The sequence below is a fragment of the Methylobacterium sp. Leaf89 genome, from assembly GCF_001422215.1.
Taxonomy (GTDB): domain Bacteria; phylum Pseudomonadota; class Alphaproteobacteria; order Rhizobiales; family Beijerinckiaceae; genus Methylobacterium.
This window is the reverse complement of sequence record NZ_LMML01000007.1, coordinates 3,304-29,515: the sequence shown is the minus strand read 5'-3', so window position 1 is coordinate 29,515 and position 26,212 is coordinate 3,304. Positions and strand designations below refer to the sequence as shown.

At 71.8% G+C, this 26,212-nt stretch carries 12 protein-coding genes; all 12 read right to left on the bottom strand.

Going from position 1 to position 26,212, the window contains the following annotated elements:
• Positions 1-681: 681 nt before the first annotated feature.
• The 12 genes from ASF18_RS03180 to ASF18_RS03125 all read right to left on the bottom strand — a co-directional run bounded on the left by ASF18_RS03180 (position 682) and on the right by ASF18_RS03125 (position 25,395).
• A complete protein-coding gene (locus ASF18_RS03180) occupies positions 682-6,624 on the bottom strand; it encodes a DUF3320 domain-containing protein (RefSeq protein WP_082487021.1) in 5,943 nt (1,980 codons plus the stop codon).
• 323 nt (positions 6,625-6,947) lie between these two features.
• A complete protein-coding gene (bcsN, locus tag ASF18_RS03175) occupies positions 6,948-7,943 on the bottom strand; it encodes a cellulose biosynthesis protein BcsN (protein ID WP_056349441.1) in 996 nt (331 codons plus the stop codon).
• Positions 7,940-9,937: a hypothetical protein gene (locus ASF18_RS03170; protein ID WP_244472553.1), complete on the bottom strand. Its 1,998-nt coding sequence runs from the start codon at positions 9,935-9,937 to the stop codon at positions 7,940-7,942. Before ASF18_RS03170 ends, bcsN begins: the two co-directional genes overlap by 4 nt.
• Positions 9,922-11,196: a glycosyl hydrolase family 8 gene (locus ASF18_RS03165; RefSeq protein ID WP_056349438.1), complete on the bottom strand. Its 1,275-nt coding sequence runs from the start codon at positions 11,194-11,196 to the stop codon at positions 9,922-9,924. The genes ASF18_RS03170 and ASF18_RS03165 overlap by 16 nt, the downstream gene beginning before the upstream one ends.
• Positions 11,193-13,727: a cellulose biosynthesis cyclic di-GMP-binding regulatory protein BcsB gene (locus ASF18_RS03160; protein WP_056349435.1), complete on the bottom strand. Its 2,535-nt coding sequence runs from the start codon at positions 13,725-13,727 to the stop codon at positions 11,193-11,195. Before ASF18_RS03160 ends, ASF18_RS03165 begins: the two co-directional genes overlap by 4 nt.
• 11 nt (positions 13,728-13,738) lie before the next feature.
• The gene (bcsA, locus tag ASF18_RS03155) at positions 13,739-16,159 is read right to left on the bottom strand and encodes a UDP-forming cellulose synthase catalytic subunit (RefSeq protein WP_056349432.1); all 2,421 of its coding nucleotides are present in this window, start codon (positions 16,157-16,159) and stop codon (positions 13,739-13,741) included.
• A gap of 297 nt (positions 16,160-16,456) precedes the next feature.
• A complete protein-coding gene (gene bcsS / locus ASF18_RS03150) occupies positions 16,457-17,200 on the bottom strand; it encodes a cellulose biosynthesis protein BcsS (RefSeq protein WP_082487015.1) in 744 nt (247 codons plus the stop codon).
• 713 nt (positions 17,201-17,913) lie between these two features.
• Positions 17,914-20,439 (bottom strand): response regulator, encoded by a 2,526-nt coding sequence (locus tag ASF18_RS03145; RefSeq protein ID WP_056349427.1) that lies wholly within the window; start codon positions 20,437-20,439, stop codon positions 17,914-17,916.
• A gap of 173 nt (positions 20,440-20,612) precedes the next feature.
• Positions 20,613-22,271 (bottom strand): FAD-dependent oxidoreductase, encoded by a 1,659-nt coding sequence (locus tag ASF18_RS03140; protein WP_056349424.1) that lies wholly within the window; start codon positions 22,269-22,271, stop codon positions 20,613-20,615.
• Between the two features lie 395 nt (positions 22,272-22,666).
• Positions 22,667-23,503 (bottom strand): alpha/beta hydrolase, encoded by an 837-nt coding sequence (locus tag ASF18_RS03135; RefSeq protein WP_056349420.1) that lies wholly within the window; start codon positions 23,501-23,503, stop codon positions 22,667-22,669.
• 633 nt (positions 23,504-24,136) lie between these two features.
• The gene (locus ASF18_RS03130) at positions 24,137-24,754 is read right to left on the bottom strand and encodes a hypothetical protein (RefSeq protein ID WP_056349418.1); all 618 of its coding nucleotides are present in this window, start codon (positions 24,752-24,754) and stop codon (positions 24,137-24,139) included.
• Positions 24,755-24,978: 224 nt separating this feature from the next.
• Positions 24,979-25,395 (bottom strand): hypothetical protein, encoded by a 417-nt coding sequence (locus ASF18_RS03125; protein WP_056217965.1) that lies wholly within the window; start codon positions 25,393-25,395, stop codon positions 24,979-24,981.
• Between the last annotated feature and the right edge of the window lie 817 nt (positions 25,396-26,212).

Below are 26,212 nucleotides of genomic sequence, written 5' to 3'. Positions count from 1 at the left end.
ATCGTGGCAGTGCCCTCAGAATAAGCAGACATCGATTCCCATCAGCCCGTGGCGCTGAAGCGAAACGGGACAAATCCGTCCCATTTCGATCCGGTGCACGTCTATCTCTCCTAATGAAGCAGAAACCAAGCCAATTATTCGCGAGCCGGACAATCGACGTTTTCTCCGCGGCGACCGGCGTTGCTCACCCTTCGGCATTGCTGTTCGCGTGACAATTAACGGTTGTCTCGGGGCCATAAAGCGAAGTTGGCTAAATATAGGATCGCGGGTCAGGCTCAATACGGCTGTTGCTTCATAGAAGAAAGGAACATGCTTTCGGATCGCGGCAGGGTCCTTTTGTTGCGATGCGACATAAACCACGGGACATCGGAGCGGCAAGAGGTTTGATCCACGCCCACAATCTGTCGCCGGGACAGGTGGACGGAAATCGAACATTGATGGAGTCGCGTTTCGAGCTTGTGCGGGCGCGATGTCCTGATCCTGGCGCAGGGTCCGGGGTGATTCCTCCGGTCGTCGGGCCACGCTCCGGCTGACGCCCCCCGTTCGGCCGCCTCCGCGCCTGCCGATTCGGCAGGATGCGCACGCCCGAGGCCCCGAGCTCCCGTTGCAGGGACCTGAGCCGCAATCTTCGTGAACGGCGCGGGCCAGGCCAGGCCGATGGCGTTCGCGGCGGCAGCCCCGTCAGGTTCCGGACGGCCCGTCACGGCGCGCGCCCGCCGCGGCGCGTTCGCATGCGCGCGCGAACCGGACCCGTGTCGCCGCCTCCACTCGCGACAGACCGACCGCCTGGGCCATCAGTCGCGCGCGCTCGACCTCGGACGTGCCCGGCGCCACCGATTCGGCGAGACCGACGAGTTCCGGCATCGGCGTGTCCGCATGGCTGCGCAGGCCGGCGGGCGCCACCCGGTAGGGATGCCGCGCCCGCGGTTCGTCGTGGGGTGGCCACAGGACGGCGCGACCGTCATCGTCGCTGCGGGCCACCGAGGCGGGGACCTGTTCGAGGATCGTCTCGCGGATGAGGGGGCCCACCCGCTGCAGGCCGTGGGCGCGGGCCACGCGCCGGAGCAGCACGTCCTCGTAGATCGGCCCCTCCACGGTGAGCACGTGCGCCACCAGGGCCGCCAGGATCGGGCGGTAGGCGGCGTCATGGAAGCGCGTGGGCTCCAGGACGAGGCCGAGATCGGCCGGGTCCGCGAGACGGTACGTCGGATCGCGCGCCACCGTGGGAATCGGTGGCGGCCCAGGCGTGGGGGGAAACCCGGCGTCGAGCCGGTGGGCCGGCATCGCGTCGTCCGCCTCCGGAACGGGAGTCGGGCTCGGAGCACCCGTCGTCGCCGCAGCGGTCGTGTAATCCGCAGGGTCCGTCAGGATCGGGGCGTCGGGCACGGGTGCCGCGATCGGATCGCTCTCCGCCGTGGCTTCGACGGCATCGAGGCGGTCGGCCTCCAGGTCCTCCCGCAGGCGCCGGTCGAGCTGCGCGAGTGCGCCGGCTGCGTCGCTCCACCAGGCGGTGCTCCAGACCCGCCGGATGCGCCAGCCGAGATCGGTCAGCACATGCTCGCGCAGACGGTCGCGGTCGCGGGCCGTCGCGGACCGATGATAGGTGGCGCCGTCGCACTCGATGCCGGCGAGGTAGCGCCCCGGCGCGTCGGGGTGGACGATGCCGAGATCGATCCGGAAGCCCGAGACGCCGATCTGCGCGTGCACGGTCCAGCCCTTGGCCCGCAGCGCCGCCATGACGGCGGCCTCGAACGGCGACTCGACCTCTCCGCCGGTGGGCGCGAAGGCCTCGGCGAGCGCCCGCGACCCGCGGTCGGCGAATTCGAGGAAGTGCTTGAAGTCGCGCACCCCGCGGGTCCGGGTGCGGCCGAGGTCGATCTGCTCGGGCCGGATCGAGGCGAAGACCACGAGCTCCTGCCTGGCCCGCGTGATGGCGACGTTCAGGCGGCGATGGCCACCCTCCTTGTTGAGGGAGGACACCGTGCTCACCGTTCGGCCGCCCGGGTCGGGGCCGACCGCGACCGAGAACAGGATGACGTCGCGCTCGTCGCCCTGCACGGTCTCGAGGTTCTTCACGAAGACGGGCTCGTGCCAGCGGTCGCGATCGAAGTACGGCTCCAGCTCCGGATCGGATCGCCGTTGCGCGTCGAGCAGGTTCTCGATCAGCCGCTGCTGCTCGCCGTTGAAAGTGACGATGCCGAGGGAGCGCCGCGCCCGCGCGAAATCCGGATCGCGCAGGCGGCGCACGATGTCGGCCACGACGGCGCGGGCCTCGGGCCGGTTCACGCGGCCGGCTCCACGCTCGTAGACGCCGTCCGGCACGAAGGTCAGGCGCACCGCCCGGTCCTGGGTCACCGGCGAGGGAAACGTGACGAGGCGGCCGCCGTAGTAACGGGCGTTCGAGAAGGCGATCAGGCTCTCGTGGCGGCTGCGGTAATGCCAGTCGAGGGCCCGCCGCGGGAGGTTGGCCGCGAGGCACGCATCGAGGATCGATTCCTGGTCCGCGATGTCGCCACCGTCCTCGGTGTCGTCGCCGGCGCGGTCGCCGACGCTGGTCGGCGGAAGCTGCTCGGGATCGCCGACGACGACCACCTGCCGGCCTCGCGCCATCGCCCCGATGGCGTCCCAGGGGGCGATCTGCGAGGCCTCGTCGAAGATGACGATGTCGAACGGCGTCCCATCGGGGGGCAGGTACTGGGCGATCGACAGCGGGCTCATCATCACGCAGGGGGTGAGCCGCGCGAGGGCGTTCGGCATCGTGCCGAACAGCTTGCGCAGGGGCATCTGTGCCCGCTTCTTGGTCAGCTCGTGCGAGAGCGTGCCCCATTCGGGGTCGTTCCCGAAGGCCGTCGGACCCGGGATACCGCTCCCCAGGCGGTCGCGGACGACCTGCCGGGCGAGGTCGCCGACCCGGGCATCCGCGGCGCGGAACCGGGCGATCGCGTCCTCGTGGCGCTCCGGCAGGAAGCCCCGCAGGACCGGGTCGTCGCCGACGACGCGGTCGATCCACCAGCGGGCATAGGCGATCTCGAACGCCGCCTCGGCGGCGTCGGGGTTGATCCGGCCCGCCTCCAGGGCCTCGATCAAGGGGCCGAGGCCAAGGCCGCGCGCCGCCTCGGCCGCGCCCTGCCAGGCACACCAGCCCTGGGCGCGTCCGAGCCCGGCGGCCCAGCGCCGGGCGCGGGCGAGGCCGGCGCCGATCCAGTCCGCCTCCGCGGCCGGCGGCGTCTCGGAATCGCCCCGCCCGGCTCGGCGGGCCAACGCCGTCGTCGCGTCGAGCGTCCGGGCGTGATCGTGCGCGAAGGCGGCGTAGGCCTCCGCACGGGAGCCACCCGCCTCCCAGCCCTGGGACGGATGGGTGACAAGCCGGACGACGTGGTCGCGCAGGCGCTCGGGGCCGAGACTCGACGGCCCGAGGCGGGGCAGGAGCCGCGCCACCGTCTCGGCCCAGGCGATGGCCGGCGCGAAGTCGGCGGCGGGCCCCTCCGGGTCGCTCCAGGGCGGGCCCAGCCGGGCGAGGGCCGCCTCCTCGGGCCGGCCGGCCTGCCCGTGCCGGGCGAGTTCGATCAGGCCGGCGAGGTCCGGCCCGAGATCCTCCGGCAATGCGCCCTCCGCATAGGGCTGAACCTGCAGCAGGACCTTCCTCAGGCGCCCGCCCCGGACGAGGAAGTTCGCGCCGCGCGCCGCGACCCACTCGGCGAGGAGTCCGGGCAGGTCCTGGTCGAGGAGGCCGGGCCGGTACGCGCCGGTGAGCCGGCCGCGGAGTGCGGCCCGGGTCGCCTGGAAGCGGTCGCGCGCGGCCACCGCCCGGCGCAGGTCGCCGGCGGCATCCGCCAGGAAGGCGCCTCCGCAGGCGGCCTCGGGACGGATCAGCGCGCTGCCGAGATCCAGGAGGCCGCGGATCCCCGCCTCGGTCGCCGGCAGGCCCGGGAGCCCGATCGCCGCGGCGAAGGCCTGTCCGCTCGCGCGCAGGGCCGTCAGGGACTCGATGACGGCGGCGATCCCCGCGCCCAGGCCGTCGCGCCAGACCGGCGACCATTCGGTGGCGACGATACCTTGCAGCGGATGGTCGGCCAGGGGACCCACCGAGGCCAGGACGGGGCGCAAGTCCCGGCAGGCCGCCCGCAGGGCCGCGAGGGTGTCCGGTTCGTGGGCCCGGTGGTCGGGCCAGGCGAGGACGAGGCTCTCCGCGTCGGGGCCCGCCGCGATCACGCGTCCGAAGGCCTCGTAGGCCGTGAGCCCGTTCTCCCGCCGCCGATGCAGGGCCTGCACGAGGCCGTTCAGCTCGGCGCGCAGGCTCGCGAGGGTGCGCGTGGCGCCCGGCCATTCTGTCTGCGCAGGCGCGGCGCGCGCGTGCCACGCCCGGCGCAACTGCCCGAGCACCGCCGATTTCTGGGCCTTGGTGGCATGCACCTCCAGGCAGGAATCGCCGAGCCCGACCTCCTGCAGGCGCCGCTGCACCACCTCGAGGGCGGCCGTCTTCTGCGAGACGAACAGCACCGTGCGTCCCTGCGCCAGGCACTGGGCGATCATGTTGGCGATGGTCTGGCTCTTCCCGGTGCCGGGCGGCCCGAACAGGACGAAGTCCTTGCCGCCGGCGGCCGCCAGGACGGCGGAGAGCTGCGAGGAATCCGCCGAGAGAGGTGCGAAGACCGTCTCGGGCGGATGGTCCCGATCGAGTTGCGACGGATCGGGGAAGGGCGTCCCGTCGCCGTAGGCGTGCTTGGGCGTCTCGATGAGGTGGCGCACCACAGGGTTGCGCGTGAGGCGGTCGCCTTGGTCAACGAGATCCTTCCACATCAGATGCTTGGTGAAGGAGAAGGTCGCCAGCACCATGTCGGGCACCACCTCCCAGCCGCGCAGGTCGCGCGTGTGGCCGCGGACGCTCCGGACGACCGCGTCCACGTCGATGCCGGATGCGTCGCGGGGCAGGTCGCCCTCCAGATCCGGCATCCGCAGCCGGAAGTCCTGGCGCAGCATCTCGAGCAGGGTCGGGTTGATGCGGACCTCGTCGTCGTGCAGCGCCAGGCGGAAGCCGGCGCGGACGCTGGCACGCCGGAGGGTGACCGGGACCAGCAGCAGCGGCGCCCGGTGGGCGGCCTCGTCCGCCTTGCGGGTCCAGGACAGGAACCCGATGGCCAGGAACAGGATGTTGGCCCCGCCCTCCTCGAACCCGCTGCGGGCGAGGCGATAGAGATCGAGCAGGCGACCGTCGAGATCGGCCTCCGTCGCGGTGGTGGGGATCTCGTTCCGGGCCAGGGCGCCTTCGGACCCGGCCGGCCCGTCGGAGACCGGCGTCAGCCGGAACGCGTGCCCGGCCGCCAGGCCGTCTTCCAGGGCGCCGGGATCGATGCCCGCGAGGGCGATGGCGCCCTTGCCGGGCTTGAAGTTCAGGAGCTTGTTGCGCAGCGACAGGTCAAGGAGCTTCCGTTTCCAGCGCTCCAGGCGACCGACCGGCGTCTCGGGCGCCGCGTCGAGGCGCGGGCGCTCCGCCTCGTCGAAGGCGGGGGCTTCCGAGAGGGGCTGGTCCAGCGGTTCGACCGGACCGGGGGCCGCCTCCCTGCCCCGGCCGCCGAGATCCATGGGGCGGATGCCGCGCCGGCGGCAGCCGCGGATGTCGATGGCGATGTCGAGGGCCGCCGGAGCGCCGTCCTCCACCAGCCCAGCGCCGTGATCGACCGCGGCCCGGAAGGTCGTCGGTGGATCCTGCGTCAGCAGCGTCGTGTCGACGAGGATCAGGTCCTGCAGATCGCGCCGCTTGCGCAGGTGCTGCCGGTCGTCGATCGTCGCGCTCGCGAAGCCCTCGTCCTGGAGCCACACGCCGACGAAGGCGTGGCCGACGGTCAGTACCAGTACCGGGTTCAGGCCGGCCTGCTCCAGGCAGGCGGCGTAGAGCAGGGAGAGGTCGAGGCAGGTCCCGACCCGGTCCTCGATCACCTCGCCCGGACCGCGCACCGTCTGTCCGGCCTGCTCGAAGCGCGCCGGGGGGAGGACGGAGGCGAGGCGATGGTCGGCCAGGGCGGCCCAGATCGCCCCGGCGAGGTCCCAGGCCCGGACCTTGCCGCCGCGCCCGTAGCCATCCAGCGTGGTCGCGCGGCCGGCCGCGCCGAGCTTCCTGGCGGCCGTGCGCAGGACGGCGTCGACGGCCGGATCGTCGGGTCGGACGAAGGCGGCGAGGAGGTGGGGCGCGCTCGGGGCGCCACCCCAGTGCGCCGGCGGCAGCAGGCGCATCTCGGCGACCGTCCGCCCCCGCTCGCCCTCCGCATCCTCCAGGATCACCGTCAGGGCGAGGCGGCCGACCTCGGTGCAGGCGGCGAGGAGGCCGGCATCGAGGGGCAGGGACGGGGTCTCGACCCGATAATTCGAACCCGCGGCCACGCGGTCGATGCGCAGCGTCAGTGGGCCCGCCACCGGTGGCCGGCTCTCGATGCGCAGCCGGAGGTCGACGAGATCGGCCTCCGTGGCGTTGGCGATCGCGATCTCCCGGATGACCGGAATCGCGCTCGCCGAATAGGCGAGGCTGACGTGGTCCGTGGCGGTGCAGGCGAGGCGAAGACCGGATGCGGGGCGAAGACCGGACGGCACCGCTGCCTCGGCGCCGGGCGCATCCGCCGCGCGGCTCATGCGGCGATCCCGCGGCCGGCAGGCCCACGGTTCGAGGCGGGACCCACCGGGCCCGAAGGAATACCGCACGCGTCGACCCGGGCCATATCCGTAACCCACCACCCCTGCTGACCGCTTCTTCGCGCGCCGGGCATGGGTATTCAAGGTTGCGGGTGCGCAGGATCGGGAAAATCACAGATCGCATGGGCCGTCGCCGCCGGGCGGGACCCGACGGAGGGGGGAATCGCACAGGCTCGGGCGCGGCTCCCCTCCCCGGCGGACGCTCCGACGCTCCCGTGTAGCCCGGGTAGAAATCGCGGCGGTGGGCCGATCCGGTATCCGCCTCAGGGCGGCGGCCGAAGGGCCCGTGCCGGGAGTTCGCGGGCCATGAGATCCTCGACCTCGGCCCGGTTCGGCGCCGGTCTGGGGACCGTGATCGCGGGGGCGCCCTCCGCCGGCGCGGCGTCCGTGATGTAGCGCGGGGCCTGACCTTCGCCCGGGGGGACCGGAACCGGCACCGCGGGCGCCGCCGCACCGGGCCCCGGCACGAGGTAGCGCTGCGTCTCGCCGGACTGCTCGGAGGCCATGCGGCGCGTCGAGGCCTCCGGGCGCTTCTCCGAGCCGGGCCGTTCCATCGGGCCGGGCGGACGGAGCGCGGTCGCCGATCCCGGCGCGGTCTCGCGGGGCGTCCCCGTCGGCCGGGTGACCGCCTCGCGCCGGCGCGCCGACGCAGGCCGGCGGGCGAGCGTCTCCGGCTGAAGGCGGGGCGCATCGGCGGGATTCGCCGAGAGCCGCATCGATTCCACCGCGCGGGTCAGGTCGGCGAGGGTCGCCGTCGCCGTACGGCAGAGCTTGATCCGCACCGAGGCGGCCGGCGCGCCGGGATCGCTGCCGAACAGGGAGGACGGCCGCCTCCGCGCCGCATCGCCGCCGAGGTCGATCCATTGCCAGGCGTAGAGGCAGTCGATGCCCAGGGCGAGGCCGACCGGTCCGTGGGCGTTGCGGTGCGCCTGGGTCACCACCCGCATGGTCTCGCCGGGAAAGCGCGCCCGCAACTCGGCCGCGATCCCCGTCCGGCTCGGTTTGGCCATGGCGAGGGCGGGACCGGAGCCCCCTTCCCCGCTGCGCACGCTCACCTCGGCGACGCCGCGCGGATCGTCCCGGAAGGTGATCCGCTGGGAAAAGCCGTCGCGGAACGAATTCTGCGCCACGTCCGACACGGGGCCGGCGCCCGGCAGCTCGAGGGCCGCGCGGCCGGGCCGGGCGGCGGCGGGGGGCGAGGGCAGGACCACCAGCGCCGCCAGCGCCGCCGCGGTTGCGGAATGCCGTATCCGACTCATGGCTGCTGTCCGGCGGTGGGGCCGGCCCCGATGAAGGTGGCGCGTTGCGATCCCGGGATGCCGAAGCGGTCGGATTCTCGGCTCGAGCGGGTCTGGCCGTTGGCGCCGGCGGCCTGCTGGTCCTGCCACTGGGTGCCGGCGGGCGGATCGGTCAGGGTGGAGGCCTGGGTCATGCCGTTGTAGCCCGGCAGCAGGGCGAAGCCGTAGCGCTCGTAGGGCATCGTCCCGGCGCCCGGCACCCGGCGGGCGACCAGGGGTGGCGCACCCGTCGCGGGTTCGGCCAGGACGCCGCCGGCACTCCGCTCGGGCACCTGCCGGGCCAGGGCGGCCGGCAGGTAGCGGAACGGGTTCTCGGCGGCGACGGACAGCGGGAATTCGCTGCGCAGGACCGGCAGGGGACGCACCGCGCCGTTGGCCGAGATGTCGGGCTTCGGCACGCGGCCGTAGGCTGCGGGGGCGCGGGCGGTGTTCGCGAGCACGGCCGTCGCGGCGGGCGCCGCGGGCTGGCGTGCGCCGGCCGGGGGCGCCGCCGCGACGCTGCAGGCCAGCGGCGGACCCTCCGGCCCCTCGCGGAACAGCAGGTCCACCACCTTCGGGAACAGCCCGTCGTAGCGGTTGACGATCTCGAGGTACTCGCGCGTGCGCCTCAGGCGCTGCAGCGCCAGGGCGTAGCCGAGCACCGTCGACTCGCTCGGCAGCCAGGCGATGCCGTGCTGGAACCACTCCAGGGCGGCGTCGAACTGGCAGGAATTGTAGGCGTACCAGCCCAGCGCCTGCGCGCCTTCCCCGGAGCTCGAGGCCAGGGTCACCTTTGCGTAGCGGTTGATCCGGTCCAGGTCGATGAAGACGGGATTGGCCTGGGTGAGCTTCCGCTCCAGGAGCTCGATGAAGAGGATGCTGTTGCCGACGTACTTGTCGCGCCAGGCATAGGCCACCTCCTCGGCCTCGCGCGTCATGCCGACCGCGCGCAGCGAATGGGCGAGCCCGTGGGCGATCATCGCGTCGCCGCCGCGGCTGATCGCGAGCTTGAACCAGTCCAGCGCCTCGCGGAACTGCTGGCGCTTGTAGGCGTACCAGCCGAGGAGACCGGTCTCCCGCGGGTCGCCGGTCTTGCGGGCCTGGGCCTGGAACACGGCGATATCCGTGGTGGTGGGCTCGTGCGCGGCCTCGTCGTGCAGGAAGGCGACGATCCGCGCGCGCGTGATGTCGATGGCGATGCGCCGGAACTCGGAATTGCCGTCGGAATCCGTCCGGCCGAGGGCGATGAGCTGCTCGGCCGCGGCCATCGGCAGGTTCGACATCGCCTTCTGGATGGTGGCCAGGCGGGCGCCCGTGTCGTTGCTGGTATCCAAGACGGACTTGTAGAGGTTGTAGGCCTGTGCCGTGGCCTCCTCGGCCGCCAGCGCGTCGGCGACGATCCAGAGGCTCTCGACGTCGCTGGGGTCGAGGGCGCTGGGATCGGCGCGGTAGAGGGCGACGACGTCGAGGTTGCGCCTGGCGCTGGCGAGCCCCTTGAGGCGGCTGCGGAACCCGGCGCGGCGCAGCTTGCGCGCCAGCTCGTCCGAGGGCTGCCAGGTCCCGTCCAGCGTGCGCCGCGCCGCGATGGCCGCGTAGAGGTCGTCGAAGCGGCCCGCGGTGAAGAGATCCCAGAGGGGGGCCTCTTCGGGGGGGCTCGGCTGCAGGGTGTCGAGGTCGGTGGGCTCGGTCCAGCCCGGGTAGAGCTGCTTCAGCCGCGCGGCCTCCGCCTTCATCCGGGCGGTCTGCTTCTGCGCCGCGTAGTAGCGCAGGGCGCTCTCGTCGACCATGCCGTTGGCCGCCGATCCCGTCGGGTCGACGACGATGGCGGGCGCGCGGCTGGCATCCTCGCCGCCGGGGCCCTGGGCCAGGGTCGGGAGGGTGAGCGCCGGGAGGGTGAGCGCCGCGAGGGCGAGGCCCATCGGGAGGCCGAGGGGCGCGGGGCCACGGCGCCGCCGGCGCGCTAACGCTTTAAGCATGAGGGTCCCCTCATCTGCGCGGCCACCATGGCCAGGAGATGCAGCGTGGTCGGATAGTAGTTCTCGGTGCCTTGCACCTGGCCGAAGCCCTCGGGGAGCGGCGTTCCCTTCACGGTACAGAGCAGCAGGCTGGCGAGGGCCGCGTAGCCGCTCTCGCCGAGCCACTCGACCGTGCGCCCGTCGCTGGTGTCCACGATGGGCAGGCGCTCGCGGTCCGGCCCGGACCAGAGGGCGACGAAGGGGGCGTAATCCTCCTGCCGTCCCACGTCGGCCCAGGCCATGTAGAGGGGAATCCGGATCGCGTTGTAGGAGAAGAGCGGCGGGAAGCCGTCCGCGGGACGGGGCTGGTCCCCCTTCAGGGAGATCCATTCGGTGGGCAGGTTGGCGCTGCCGAAGCGGGCGCGGCGCAGGAGCCGCAAGCCGCTGCGGGTCAGGGCGTCCCAGTCGTATTCCGGAGCCACCAGGGGCAGGCGCGCGAAGGCCGGGAAGACCCAGTAGGACAGGTTGATCAGGGGACCGTCGGCGCGTTCCCCCGCCGAGAAGCCCGTGACCGCCGGCAGCAGCAGCGCCCCGTTCCGGTCCTTGAACAGGATGGTCCGGCGGCCGACCTCGACGGCGATCCGCCGGGCCGCCACGCGGTAGCCGGCATCGTCCCAGGCCTCGGCGGCCTCCGTCAGCGCCCAGGCGACCAGGATGTCGCCGTCGGTGGCGTCGTTCATGTCCGCCACCGCCGGGCGCTTGGCCGGCTCCCAGCGCCAGGCCAGGAGGGAATCCGGACGCACCATCAGGTTGGCGCGGGTCCAGCCCCAGAGCCGCTCGAAGGTGGGCCTGTCGTTGGCCGCCACGGCGAGCAGCATGCCGTAGCCCTGCCCCTCGCTGTGGCTGATCCCGCCATTGGCGGTGTCGACCACCCGCCCGGCCTCGGTGACGAAGCGGGACCGGTAGAGGCGCCAGCCGTCCTGGTCCTTCAGGCTCCCGACGAGGGGCTGGGCCGCACGGGCGGACTCGTCCTTGACCTGCGGCGCGGCCGGCAGGGCGATGGCGGGGGGAACGGAGCGCGGCTGGTCCGGCATGGCGGGATCACGGGGCTGGGGATCGCGGAGCGAGCCGGCGGGCATCAGCGCGGGTCGGCCATCGACCCGGGCCTCCGGCCCGCCCTGGGCCCGGGCCTCCGGCCCGGCGGCGAAGCCGGTCGCGAGGCCCGTGGTCAGGGCGGCCGCGAGGGCCGCGCCGCGGACGGTCCGGAGCGGGCGTCTCATGCATTCCTCCGGCCGACGTTGCGGACCATGAGCGCGGTGGTCAGCCCGAGGCAGAGCGCCAGGGCCAGGGCCAGCGTCGCGTAGACGGCGGGATTCATCGAGAGCCAGCCCGCCAGCACGAGCCGGAGATTCCAGAGCGAGGGGGCCCGGGTCTCCACGATGCGGACGGTGTCGGGCTCGACCGTGTCCAGGCGGCCGTCGGCGGCGTCCAGGAAGGCGAAGCGCCCGCCGATCCGCGACCAGACCCCGGGATCGATGAGGCAGGCCACGGAGGCCTTGAGCAGGAGCGGGTTCGGCGCCGTGATCAGGGTGGTGGTGTCGTCGACGCCGATCCCGCCGCTGGACAGGGCCTGGGCCAGGATCAGCGAGGCGCGGGGCGGCACGGCGGAGGCCCGCTCCGAGGCCTCCGCATCGATCCAGGTCCGCGTCTCGCCGAGCAGGCCCCGCACGGTGGTCGAGGCCCTCGTGACGAGGCCGTCGGCGGCCTCGATCAGGGGATGGCGGGCGCGCAGGGTCTCGTCCCACTTCGTCACGAGGTCGCCGTCGCTGGCGGGGACCCGGCCCGCACGGTCTCCGGCGGCGGCGTCCGGTCCGGCGCCGCGGGGCGTCGCCGGGCCGGCGACGCGGAAGCTGAGATCCGGCAGGCTGCAGCGTGCCGGCACGTTGCGGCGCAGGCGATCGAGGGTCGGGGCCGGCACCGAGCCGGACTGGCCCGCCGGACGGGCCGTCTCGGCGCGGGCTTCCCAGATCCGCCGGATCTGCTCCGGATCGAGGCCGAGCCCGGTCAGGGTCGCGGGCGCCACGGCGCGGACGGGCGCGACCATCAGGGTCGGTCCCGTCCCGCTCTGCGCCTCGGTGGCCAGCTCGAAATCGATCACCCGCCCGGCCGCACTCGCCAGCCGCGCGGCGATCATGGCGCCCGCCGCCACCGTGTCGCGATCGAGAACGGGCAGCACGAGGCGCGGCCGCTTGCCATCCTCCAGGAAGGGGGCGCCGCCGCTGGTGGTGGCGGCGAGATCCGGGATCCGGGCGGCACGGGCCAGGTTCGGAACGCTGACGGTGGTCCGGTCGAGGAACAGGAAACGCTCGCGCTTCGCGTCCGCCGTGCTCGCCGCGCAGGTGGCATCGCCGGGCGTCGGCACCTGCGCGGAGATCTCGACCCGGTTCAGGCCCGGCCGCCACAGGCCCAGGGGCAGCGGGATGGTGTTGTTCTCGAAGACCTCGCCCCGCGTCTGCGGCAGGGGCACGCTGGCGGCGTTGCGGCCATTGAGGTCGACGAGGATCCGCGCCTCGGAGGAGAGGCCGGACGCGTAGGCCCCCGAGAGGTTCAGGAGCATCTTGCCGTAATCGGCGGGCAGGAAGTCGGGCGGCAGCTGGACGTCGAAGCGGGTGGTCAGGAGGCGTCCGGAGAATTCCCGGGTCGCCACGCCGAGGGCTTGCAGCGCGATCCGGTCGCCGCTCTCCAGGGGGGCACCCCGCAGCAGAGCCGCGGCCTTCAGGCCGCGGGGCGTGCCGTAGGGCTCGGTGCCGCGGGCCAGGGTCGCGATCGCCGCCTCGATCTCGTCGTAGCTGGTGCCGCTGACGACGAGGGCGGGGGCCCGATCCTCCCGCGGCGGCAGCATCGCGAGCTTCGGTCCGGTGATCGGGCCGACGGCCTCGAGGTCCGGCGTGCCGCGCAGTTCCGCCGCGGTGCCGACGATGAGGTTGATCCCGGCCCGGCCGGTCATCACCGAGCCGAACTCCACCACCGGGCGGGCGATGCGCCCGACGAGGCCGATCGCCTCGATGGCGTGGAACATCCGCTCCAGGCGGGGCAGGCTCGGCTTGTCGTTGATCACGACGCGGACCGGCAGGGCACCGCCGTCGTCGGGTTCCAGCGCGGCGAGATCCTTCAGCTCGATCCCGGCGGCCGCCACGGGGGCCACCACGAGGCCGGAGCGCGAGGGATCGATCTGCGTCCAGAGTTCGTAGGTCGCGTTGAGGGAGCAATCGACCCGGTGGCGCTGGCTCGCCGAGAGATCGATGGCGTTGTAGCCGAGCTTCAGGCTGCCCTCGGGCAGCTCGAACTCCACCACCTTGACGGCGCCGGGCGCCTGGATGCGGGTTCGGCCGACCACGACGCCGTTGACGCTGGCGACGAGCTCCGACGTCTCGGGCGCCACCGAGATGGCGGAGAGGTAGGACACCCGCAGGCGGGGACGCCCGCGGCTCTGCGCTTCCGTGACGTAGACGGGGAAGCGCAGGACGTCCTCCTCGCCCTCCAGGCGGAACCCGCCGGTGGTGGCCGGCAGGCGCCGGGCGGGCCCGATGGTCGCCAGGGTGCCCTCCCGGACCGCCGGAGCCGGCGCCGGGGCGACGGCGGCCGCCGGGCCGCGCCCGGGCTCGCCCGCGCGGCGCAGGGCGTCGCCCGCGGGGGGGACCGAGAAGCGCTCGGCGGGGCCCGCGCCGATGAAGCTCTGGGGCCGGGCCTCCGTGGCCCCGCCCACCAGGGCCAGCGCGAGAAGCCCGCGGGTGATCGTCGTGACACGCATGCGAGCCTCCCTCACGACCGGGCGTGCAGGTCGGCGCCGCGTCCGCCGCCCGCCGCCCCGCCGAGCAGGCGATCGTTCTCGAATTCCAGCATCAGGCGGACCCAGTCGGTGCCCGGCTCGCCGTCGTTGCTGCGTGCGAAGCTCGGCCGGGCCGGCAGGGGATTCTCGGCCGGGCGCGGCCGGGCGGCCTCCGCCCCGCCGGGGCTTCCGCCGGGCAGGAGCGGCGCCCGCTGCGGGGTGCGCGGAAGGGCCGTGTCGGTGGTGGGGGCGGGCGCCGCCTGCGGGCGCGGCTTGAACAGGTAGCTGAAGGCGCGGAACGGCTCGACCAGGCCCCACCAGATCAGCTGGAGGGTGCCCGAGACGATGTTCTTGTGCCGGCGCCGGCTCTGCTGGAAGCGCAGCAGCGCGCCCGCATCGCCGTACATCAGGCTCGCGAGGCCGGCATAGCCCTGCGCGTCGAGGGGCTGGAAGCGCAGGGTCACCACCACGTCGTCGCCCGCATGGGCGATCGTCCCGACCTCGAACGGCAGCACGCCGCCGGCGGGGGCGCCGTCGAGGGGCTGCACCGAGAGCTGGCCGGTGCGGTAGGTGCTGCCGGTGCCGAACGGCAGGACGTCGGCCCCGAACCGGACGGTGCAGCCGACGGCCGAGGCGCGGTCCACCGCGACGTCGAGGGCGCGGCCGGCCAGCATCATCCGGCCCTGCCGGTTGATCGCCAGGGACGGGCTCGCCTCCGTGACCCGGCGCTCGGCCACGACGCCGAGGGCGGCGCCGGCCATGAGCAGGTTGAAGAAGTTCCACAGGCCGACCACGAGCATCAGGTTGGTGACGCCGGGCTCGAACAGGTAGCGGTAGAGGGCCGTGGCGCAGCCGAGCAGCAGCAGGCCGTAGACGGCGAAGAACGGCCAGGCCAGGGCGGAGAGGTGGTCCTGCTCCAGGGTCGTGCCCTTGGCGGTGACGTTGAAGGTCGGGCGCCGGGGCGAGACGATGACCGAGGCGATGGCGCGGAACAGGAACAGGCCCTGGACGTACTCGTACAGCTCGGAGACGAAGGGCCAGCGGAACTTCCCGTAGACGTAGTTCTGCATCATCAGGTTGATGACGACGTAGGTCGCCGTATAGGCGATGGATTCATCCACGCTGGCGACGAAGATCTTCAGGTCGAAGAAGATGTGCAGCAGCGGCGAGAACATGAAGATCAGCCGCGGCACGGGGAAGAACCAGAACGTCATGCTCGACAGGTAGGCGACCTTCTGGATCCCGTGCAGACCGCGCTTGAAGAGCGGGTTCTTCAGCAGAAGGATCTGGAACATGCCCTGGCACCAGCGCGAGCGCTGGCCGATGAAGGCCTCCAGGGTCTCCGGCTGCAGGCCGGCGATCAGGGGCTTGTCGACGTAGATGCTGTTCCAGCCGCGGGCATGCAGCTCGAAGGCGGTCTCGCAATCCTCCGTGATGGTGACGCCCGAGAAGCCGCCCGCCTCGTCGAGGGCGCGCCGGCGCAGGAGCGCGGCCGAGCCGCAGAAGAACGAGCCGTTCCACTTGTCGAGACCGCGCTGCGTCACCGCGTAGAACATCTCGTTCTCGGAGGGCATGCGTTCGAAGGTGCGCAGGTTGCGCTCGATCGGGTCGGGATTCAGGAAGGCGTGCGGCGTCTGCACCAGGAACAGGCGCGGGTCCTGGGCGAAGTACCCGATCGTGTCGCGCAGGAAGGAGCGGAACGGGACGTGGTCGGCGTCGAGCACCACGATGATCTCGCCCTGCGAGTGCTTGAGCCCGTTGTTGAGGTTGCCCGCCTTGGCGTGCTGGTTGCGGGCGCGGGTGCGGTACTCGACGCCGAGGGAGGCGGCCAGGGCCTGGAGCTCCATGCGCCGCCGCATCGCGGCCTGCGCCTTCGCCGGATCGGGATCGGCGCATTTCTGGTCGGTGCCGCCATCGTCGAGCAGCCAGACCGTCAGCTTGTGGGCGGGATAGTCGATGAGGCGGGCCGCCGCGAGGGTGACCGAGAGGATGCCTGCATCCTCGTTGTAGCTCGGCACGAAGATGTCGACGGTGGGCAGCGCGTCGAGGGCCTCCGGATCATCGGCGGCGGCCATCGGCGGGGGCGCGCGCCGGAGCGGGTCGGCGTTGATGGTCAGGCTGACGAACAGGATGAAGACGCAGTAGAGCTCGCCCAGGAGGAGCAGGAGTCCGAACCCGAAGCTGACCGGGTCGCCGACGGAGGGCAGCGTGTTCGTCACGCGCCAGAACATGTAGCGCAGCACGACGAGGCTTCCCAGGGCGAGGAAGACGAAGCGCGCCGGCTGGTTGTCGAAGAACACCCACAGCACCACCATCGCCGCCATGGCGCAGAGGCTCATGATCAGCTGGTCCTGCGTGCTGACGGGCTGGCTCAGCAGGACGAGGACGGCAGCGGCCGACGCGATCCAGGCCATCCAACGTAATGCACTTGCCACGAGCCTGCCCTTCCGCAATCCGCCTCGCCCGCGTTCCTCCGGGGCCGACCTGGGCCCAGCGGGCCTTCAGGGTCGCAACCTGTGCGGGAACGGGACGGCGCAATACCTGTGAAACACCTGAGCGATTTGCCTGCCAACAGAATTCCGGCCACACGTCGCAGGACTTGTGCATGTCCGGGATTGAACGCGCTCAACTGTTGTAAGATGGAACATATGAAAAAACGTGACTGGCGGTCACGCGCACGCAATCGAACCTAACAAAGCCTGAACAGGCGGCTAAAAAGCAGTTCGCGCTTCGACGGTCGAGTAGTATCCGCTGCCCTGGATGCGGTCTTTCACGTAGCCGACTCCGACGGCCATCTTGATCGGGCCGAAGGAAAATCCCGTCAGGTGTCCGCCGATGCGGTACTGATTGAAGAAGTTGTCGCCGAGGAACATGGCTTCGGGGCCGATATAGACCCCGTCGGCGACCATGTACCCGACGCGGAAGCGCGAGTAGTAGGCGTTGAACTGGGTCGAGTACGAGCCGTAGGCCGAGACCATCGTGTTCTCGGTCGGCCGCGCATAGAAGTTGGCCGCGAACTTGGCGCCCACGCCGGTTCCGACCACGGGGTTGCCCGGATCGAGGATCGACAGCTGGTTGCTGCGGACGTTGAAGCCGACGAAGCCGGCCAGGGCCGCATCGCGCCAGATCCACTCGTAGCCGCCCGACAGGGCCCCCTCCTGCTGGTAGCCCGTCACCCGCTGGCCCACCTTCTGCCCGGGATAGCTGTAGGTGCCGGCGACGCCCTCGACGCGCAGGCGGGGGCCGCTCTCGAGGAGCGTGCCCTCCGTGGCGATCGTGCCCGTCGCCGAGCCGAAGGCGGAACTGTTGGAGGTGACAGCGACCGAGGCGTCGACGGCCACCGTCCAGTTCTCGTCCAGGATCACCGGCTCCGCACCGGTGTACCAGTCCGCGGCGACGGCGGCGTGCGAGGGGCCCAGGACCAGGGGCAAGGCGAGGAAGGCGAGGCGCGACATCGAGGCGGATGATCCGTTCCGTTGAGGCATTCGCGCGCGATGGATGGAGATCGACGGCGTCCGCTCGCGGTAATTCATCGACCTTCGGGGTTAATTGAATCTTAACGCGACCGCGAAAGCTGGATCTCGCAAGTCACCAATGCCGAGGATGTGCTTTCGGGCAACATATGTTGTTCTTGGCGACGATGTATTGTTGAAGAATTTCTGATCACAATGGTCATGTAATGAGCAGGCGCACAAAGAAGCGTCGGGTGATCTCCGTCGGTTTGAGGCTGTTCCAACAACATTCGGGCAAGTCGAGGCTGCGAATTTTTCAAGATTATGCAACCGATGCGCGTGGTCGGGCGGGTCCGTCGCGGGTTTCCGTCTCCGGAGCGCCGCCGAGACGGAGTTGCCGATCCTTGGAACGGCGGTCTCGTGCGCTGCGAGGGCTGCCGATGCGGGCCCGAATTTTTCTGAGGATGGCCCTGTGGATTGTCCCCTCGCGGCCGCCCTCGGCGCCGCCATCGCGTCGGGAGCCGCTGCGCGCGGCCCGAGGAGCCTGTGGGACCGAGGGGCTTCGGTTCGCAGGGCGAGCGCGGCGACGTCCGGGTCCCCCCCGGCGTCGCGCCCCCTGCCCCCTGGGGCGGGGAGCGGGCCGGCCACGGGGGGGCATTCCGTGCGGGCGGTCCCGGGGTCGGCCGACGACGGGGGTGGCGGCCTTCAGGCTGCCTTCAGGCTGCCTTGGCGGCCGGGTCGCGGGCCGCCCGGCGCATCACGGCGGCGAGATCGCCGTAGCGGAACGGCTTCTCGATCTGCAGGAAGGCCCGGGCGCTTTCCGGCAGGTGGCCCTGGGGGCCGGCGAGGACGATGCGGATCCCGGGATGGTGCTGGACCACCGTGGCGGCGAGCTGCAGGCCGCTCATCACCGGCATGCGCTGGTCGGCGATCATGACGTCGAAGCCCTCCGGCGCATCGAGGAGCGTCAGCGCATGTTCGGCGGAGCCGGCCTGGGTGACGCGGTGACCGAGATCGGTGAGCGCCTCGGCGAAGCTCTCGCGGACCAGGGTGTCGCTGTCGACGAGGAGGACGCGCAGGCGCGACTGGACCGTGGCCGTCTCCTCATGGCCGGCCTCGGCCGGGGCCTCGCTGGCGGGGATCCAGATCTCGGCCAGGAAGGCGGAGTCGCCGCGTCCGTCGGCCACGAGGCGGAAGCCGCCGCCGATGCCGCTGAGCAGGCTCGCCACGGCGGCCGTGGAGCGCTCTTCTCCGGCCGGCTTCGCCGGGGCGGGGAGCCGCGCCGGCGTTCCGCTGGCCAGGACCAGGCGCACGTAGCGACCCGGGCGCAGGGCGATCCCATCCTCCTCGGACAGCACCCGCTCGTCGGCGCCGATCGCGAAGCCCTCGGAGCCGAGATCGCGCACGTGGAAGGCGAGGTTCAGCAGCACGGCCTCCAGCACGGCCTCGCTGCACTGGGCGCGCGCGAGCCCGGAGCGGACCCGGAGCTTGATCGGAGCCTGGTTCAGGACGTTGGCGCTGAGGAACGGCACGAAGGCCGTCAGGGCGGTCCCGATCTCCGTCTCCTGGAGGGTGGCGTCGTCGCGGCGCACGAACCGGACCAGGCGGCGGGTCAGGCTGGAGCCGCGCTGCGCGCCCGCGAGGGCCGCCTCGACCAGCCGCACCTGATCCGGGTTGAGGCCATACCGGCGCTTGAGCGTGCCGAGATTGCCGCTGATCACGGTGAGCAGGTTGTTGAAGTCGTCGACCACGCCGTCGATGACCTGGCGCAGCATGCCCTCGCCGCGCCGTTCGGTGGCCTGTGCCCTGCCGTCGGAGGGGGCCGTGCCGTCCTGCGCGCCCGTCTCCCCGCCGGCCAGGCCGGCGGGAATCTCGCGGCTCAGGGCGTGAAGGCGGGCCGCGCCGGGGGCGGAGACCTCTGCGCTGCCGCGGATGAAGCGGACGAGGAGGCGACGCGTCTCCTGGCTGTCCGTCGTGTCGGCGCGGCGCAGAACCACGTCGTGCGGGCCCTCCCCGTCCAGGGCGGCCTGCATGGTGAACCGCATCAGGTCGCGATCCTGCGGCTTGATGCCGTCCGTCAGGTCGGTCAGCGCGACGGCCCGGTCGGTGGTGGCCGCGACGCCCGGGGTGGTGGAATCCACCCAGGTGACGTTGCCGGCGTCGGTGTCGATCTCCCAGTAGGTCCAGCCCGACATCGCCTCGAAGGTGCGCAGGCGCTCGCGCACCCGCGCCAGGGCGGTGCGGGCCTCCTGGAGGGCGCGGGCACGGCTGCGCTCGCGGGCCGTCAGGTGCTCGGCGCTCGCCCGGAACTCGGCGATCCGCGATGGCACGATCGCCTCGCCGTCCGCCTCCGTGATCCGGGCCAGGCGCCGCGTCAGGCGCCCGGTGAGGGCGTAGGCCAGGCCCGCCGCGAGCAGGGCGGCGGCGAGCCAGAGCGCACAGAGGCGCGGATCCGGCAGGCCGAGACCGGCGCCGCGGGATTCCGTCGTGCGGGCGACCGCGAGCCAGCCCGAGGGGCCGAGGTCGCCGTAGCCGGCGCTCGGGGTGGCGTGCTCGACGGTGCGGGCGCCCCCGTCGGCGCTCGGCCGCGCGGCGCCGCTCACGAGCGCCCGGCCGTCGGGAGCCAGGACCGTGAGGGCGAGGGGGGAATCCGGGGCGGGCTGCGCGCGAAGGATTCCGCTGCGGAGATCGGCGAGCCAGGTGTCGGCGAGGCGGGCGACGAGGTACTCGGCGTTGCGGGCGCCCGATCCGGCGACCGGGATCGCGACCTCGAAGGGGACGGGATCCCGGGGCGTCGCGGAGGCCGTGACGAGGGCCGTGGAGGCATTCCGTGCCCCGGCGAACCAGGGCTGTCCCGAGACGTCGCGGCCGATCATCTCCTCGTGGCCGGCGGCCCGGACGCGTCCGTTGGCACTGACCAGGAGGATGTCGGCATAGGCCGGGCGCAGGTCGGCCCAGGCACGCAGCACGGCCTGAGGATCGGCATCCATCAGGCCGGTGCCGGTCTGGCGAAGGGCCACGGCCGCGGTGCGCAGGTCCTGCGACACCTCGAAGAGGCTGCGGTCGAGGGCGCCGGCGAACGCCTCGGAGGTGCGACGGACCTGAGCGGCATCCGGCCCGGCGCCGCGCGGCGGGCTGGTCAGCGCGAGGCTGCTCCAGACCATGACGGCGCTGAGCACCACGACCGTGCCGGCCTGGAAGGCGGCCACGGACTTGAGAGAAACGCGATCCAATCCCAACATGCCGCTGATCGCTCCGCTGCCTTCACTTCCCGATACGCGACACCAGACGGACGGGCCCCACAACCTGTGGGGATAGGATGGTTAATTTTCCCTTAAATTCAGTTGGCGCCCCGCGCTGATCAAATGTTCGGCCGGCGATACTTGTCGGGCCAATCGGCCGGCGGCCGGACCGATCAGGGCTCCGGCTGCAGGAAGCCGTGAACCGCCTGCACGACCACCGAGCCTTCGCCCACCCCGGAGGCCACCCGCTTGACCGAGCCCGCGCGCACGTCCCCGACGGCGTAGAGGCCCGGCACGGTGGTGGCGTAGGGCGACGCGGCGGGCATCCCGTCGGGTCGCAACCCCGTCGGCACGAAGCCCTTCGGGTCGAGGGTGAGGCAGTCGGCGAGCCATCCGGTGTTCGGCACGGCCCCGATCATCAGGAAGACGTTCCCGACGGCCCGGGTCACGCTCAAATCGCGCGACCGGTCGGTCCAGGTCACCGCCGTCAGCGTGTCGTCGCCGTGGAACGCGCTGATCTCGGTCCGCGTGTGCAGCGTGATCCGCGCGGACGCGGCGATCCGGCGGACGAGGTAGTCGGACATGGTCGCGGCGAGTCCCTCGGCCCGCACCAGGAGATGGACACGGGCCACGGTGCGGGACAGGAACATCGCCGCCTGCCCGGCCGAATTCCCGCCGCCGACCACGATCACCTCCGCGCCGGTGCAGAGCTGCGCCTCCATGGCGGTGGCCGCGTAGTGGATGCCCTGCCCCTCGAAATGCGCGTAGCGCGGCAGGTCGAGCCGCCGGTAGCGGGCGCCGGTGGCGGCGATGACCGCGCGGGCGGGAATGGCCGTGCCATCCTCCAGGAGCACCCGGAAGGCCGGCCCGTGGCAGTCGAGACCGGCCGCCATGCGGGAGATCGCGAGCCGCGCCCCGAACTTCTGGGCCTGGACCTGTGCCCGGCCGGCCAGGGCCTGACCCGAGATGCCGGTCGGAAAGCCCAGATAGTTCTCGATCTTCGAGGACGTGCCCGCCTGACCGCCCGGCGCCAAGCCCTCGACCACGATGGTGTCGAGCCCTTCGGAGGCGGCATAGACCGCTGCGGCGAGGCCCGCCGGCCCGGCGCCGATCACCGCGACGTCGTAGACGCGGTCCGGATCGATCGTCTCCGTCAGCCCGAGGATATCGGCCAGCACGGCGTTGCTCGGGTTGCGCAGGACCGCCGTGCCCGGCGCGAGGACCACCGGCAGGTCGGCCTCCGTCAGGCCGAAGCCGTCGAGCGCTTCGCGCGCCGCCCCGTCGAGGGCGACGTCGAGGATGCGGTGCGGATAGGCGTTGCGAACGAGGAATCGCTCCAGGCGCAGGGTCTCGCGCTGGTGGCCGAGGCCGATCAGGACGACGCCGCCGCGCCCGTGTCGGATCAGCCCGACCCGGCGCAGGATGAAGGCCCGCATGATGATCTCGCCGATATCGGGCTCCGCGGTGACCATCCGGCGGAAGGCCGCGCGGTCGATCCGCACCACCCGCGCGTCGCTCACCGTGCGGCCCGAGACGAGGATCTCGCGATCGTTGAAGAGGTCGAGCTCGCCCGTGAACTGGCCCTCGGTATGCACGGTGAACACGGTCGTCTGGCCGGCGTGGTCGGTCTCGAACATCTCGATCCGTCCGGACCGGACGAGGAAGAAATCCACCCGCCGCTGACCGCGCGCGAAGATCACCGTGCCCGCCGGCAGGGTTTCCTCTCGTCCGTAACCGGCGACGCGCTGCGCCATCTCGTCGTCGAGGCGCGGGAAGGTCTGTGCGGCGCGCTCGTCGCCGTCGATCCCCGTCGTCAGGGCCGTGTCGCTCATGTCGGAGCACTCCATCACGCCGTACGGGCCGACACGGCCGAAGCGGCAGGGGGCAATCCGCCCCGAAGGCATCGGATCGGGCGCTGGGCGCTGTCTTGGACGAACCCTCTGGGCGCCTGTGCCTCGAGCCGGGACTGATGCACGACGATGCTGGTCGCGTGAAGCGAAGGGGTCCCGCGGCGCGCCCCGAAGACCGCCGCCCCGAAGACCGCCGCCCCGAAGACCGCCGAACCACGGGCCGCGCCCCGGCGGGACGGAGGCGGGCGGGCGGGCGTCCCGGGGCAGCCTCCGATCCCGGTGGGGGGAACCGCTTCCGCCCCGCCCTCCCCCGCCGTGGCGCGGTCGTGGACCGCGTGGCGCACAGGGCGGCGGCTCTCGGAGAGGACGTTCGGGGGTCAGCCCTTCACGAATGCGAGGAGGTCGGCGTTCAGGACCTCCGCATGCACCGTGAGCATGCCGTGCGCGTAGCCCGGATAGGTCTTGATCGTCCCGTTCCGGAGGAGCTTGATCGACTTCAGCGCCGCGTCGGCGATCGGCACGATCTGGTCGTCCTCGCCGTGCAGCACCAATGTGGGGACGCCGATGGCCTTGAGATCCTCGGTCTGATCGGTCTCCGAGAAGGCCTTGATCCCGTCGTAATGGGCCTTCGCGCTGCCCATCATGCCCTGTCGCCACCAGTTCCGAACCACCCCGGGAAGCACCGTCGCGCCGTCGCGGTTGAAGCCGTAGAAGGGACCGCCCGCGACATCGAGGAAGAACTGCGCCCGGTTCCCGGCGGTCGCGGCCCGGAAGCCGTCGAAGACGTCGCGCGGCAGGCCCTCGGGGTTGGCGTCGGTCCTCAGCATCAGGGGCGGCACCGCCGAGACCAGCACCGCCTTGGCGACGCGCCCGGCCGGTTCGCCGTGCCGCGCGACGTAGCGGGCGACCTCGCCGCCCCCGGTGGAATGGCCGATATGGACGGCGTTGCGCAGGTCGAGCGCCTCGACCACCGCAAAGGCGTCGGCGGCGTAGTGATCCATGTCGTGGCCGCCGTCGACCTGCGCCGAGCGGCCGTGGCCGCGCCGGTCGTGAGCCACGACCCGGTAACCCTGATGCAGGAAGTACAGCATCTGGGCGTCCCAGTCGTCGGACGAGAGGGGCCAGCCGTGATGGAACATGATCGGCTGGGCGTCCTTGGGACCCCAATCCTTGAAGAAGATTTCGACGCCGTCCTGGGTGGTGACGTAGGTCATGGCGATGGCCCCGGTCTTAGAGAGAAAGATCGTCGCGGTGAATGGCGGTCTGGCTCCACGCGCGTCGGGAATCCTGTCGCGTGGTCGCGGGCCGGCCGCCTCAGCGGCTTCCCGAAGGGGTGAGCATCAGCCGCGTGTCCATGAGACCGGGACCGTCGGCGCGGCCGGCCTCGCAACGACGGCCGGGGGCTGCGCGGGTCGACAGCGTGGAGACGCCGATCCGGCGCCCGGTGGAGTCGGCCGCCGGGCCGGTGCCGGGCAGAGGCGTTGCGGGTAGCAGCATCGGTCGCGGCTCTCGATCATCGTGACCCGAGGGCGCGCCGAAGGACCAGCGACCGCGTCGGGGATGCCATGAGCTATGGCGCCCGGTGGTCGACCGGGCTTGACGATTTGCGGCGCGATTTGGACGAATGCGTCATGGCGCTGGGACCCGGACGGCGCGCCGTACCGGCGGACCGCGTGCGGCTCCGCTCCGGCTCGTTCGATCGGTGGCTCCGGTCTTGGGCAGGACGTCTTGGGCAGGAGGATCGTCCACGCGGCGATGGCGCGAACCGGGGACCGGAACGCGCCATCGGGAAACGCTTGAACGGGGAGACACCGGTGCGGGCACCGGGTCTCGTTCGGTTCCGACCCTCAGCGACCCTGCTGCGGCATCAGCGCCCGAGCCTGCTGGACCGCGTCGCGGCAGGAGGTATCGCCCTTGGCATTGAGATCGGTCGCGCGCTGCAACGCGGTCTTGGCCTGCGAAACCTTGTCCTCGGATGAGAGGCTGGCGGAGGCAGACGCCTCGCCGCCCTTCGATGCCTCGGCCGCGGCGGTCGGCTTGTTCTCGGATTGCGCGCGGACATCGGCCGGCGACGTGGCGATCTGGCCGTTCGCCACCGAATTCGCCGGACCCTTCCCGGCCGCCGCGGCGACCGGTCCGGCGACACCCCCTACCGTGCCCGGGGAGCCGCCGCTCTCGCGGGAGGCGCCGCCCTGCTGCGCCCGATCCGTCTCCGCGGTTCCAGGCTTGGCGGTGCTTCCCGTGGTGCCGGCGGTCTGATCGGCCGACGCGGCGCTGGGGCCCTTCTGCTGTCCGGTGTCCGGCTGGGACACGGGGGCGCCCATGCCCACCTGAGTGCCGAGTTCACGCTTGAGCTTGGCGATGTCGTCGCTGCAGGGACCTCCCTCCTGGGCAAAGGCCGCCGTGCTGACGAAGCCGAGGAGGGAGAATGCGGCGGCACCGCCGATCATCTTGAAACGTTGCATGGGATTCCTCAATGAAATGCTCCCACCAACGTCAATATAATGTACAAGTTCAGTAAAAAACGTATTTACCCGTCAATATTCGCTTCAAGGCAAAACAAAGAACGTTTTGTACAACATTGCAGCTTCTAAGAACGCGAATTCCGATGCGCCCGGAGACAAATCCGGACGCATCGATCTGTCAGTCTGTTATCTCACCGGCGAACGTCCGGCGCGACCAATTCGGATCAGTAGCCGTAGCCATAGGCCGGGTAGCCGTAGCCACCACCGTAGCCGTAGGCGGGTGCGTAGCCGTAACCGCCGCCGTAGTAACCGACCGGACGGCCATAGCCGTAACCGTAGCCGCCGTAGCTGTTCGCCACGATGGCGCCGGCCGCGAGGCCCGCGATGCCGAGGCCGATGGCTGCGCCGGGGCCGATGCCGCGACGGTAGCCGTAGCCGCGACCGTAGCCGCCGCCGTAGCCCCGGTACCCGCCGTAGCCGCCCCGGAAGCCGACGCCGCGATAGCCGTAGCCCCCGTGGCCGTAACCGTAGCCGCCGTGGCCGTAGCCGCCACCGTAGCCCCAGCCGCGGGCCTCGGCAGGGGCCGATGCCAGGAGGCCGAGTCCGAGCAGGGCCGTCGATGCCAGTGCGAGCTTGCGCATGCGATCTCTCCTATCGTGTGGAATGTAGGCTCATAACAGCCCCGAGCTTGGCGCGTTCCAATGCCGACCATGGTTCAACACGTCACAGGGGCAGTAGCCGTTCCCACCCAGATAGGTATCGTAGCCTATAGCGGGTCCAAAGCCGTGGGAAACCGCGGAAGGACCGCCCCGGGTCTAGCTCTGGCCGACCACATAAAGCGTACCTATGTTCTGCACTGGCCGAACAAGGCTGTGCGGGGATCGCGATCCTTTGATCGGCGCAGCCTGAAGTCTGAGATTCGTCCTGAGAAGCGAAGCAGCACATGCCAAGATGCGCATGAGAGTTCCGGGTTCCGACTTGGAAGCCGAGACCCGGATCAGGACAGGACCGTTCCTTCACCCGCGCGTCAGGCGGCACGCCATGGTGCGAATGCCCTGGCGTGATCTGCGATGATCGGGCGAGGTCCGGCGCGCCGTCCGACCGGGAACGCCTCACGGATCCGACGCTTGCGCCGGTCCGGACCGAGGGGCTCTCGGGTCTCTCGGAACGCTGTCCCCACAGAGCGAGGAACAGGTCTCAGGAGCCCGCCAGCATGCTCGTGGATTGGAATACGACGAAGATCAGCGTGACCAGGGCTGCGGCCGCGGCGAGATAAGTCACCGCCTTCATGAACTTGGACATGGTTTCGAAGGCTCCATCTGAAAACGCGTTCGGGCGTGCGGGGCATGCCGCGCGCCGTCACCCAAAGGTCGAGGGGCGTGGGCCCGTCGCCCGTGGCCGGGGCTCGGAAGGACCGGCCGCGTGCAACGGGATCTCGAGCCGGGTCAGGCCGGGCGA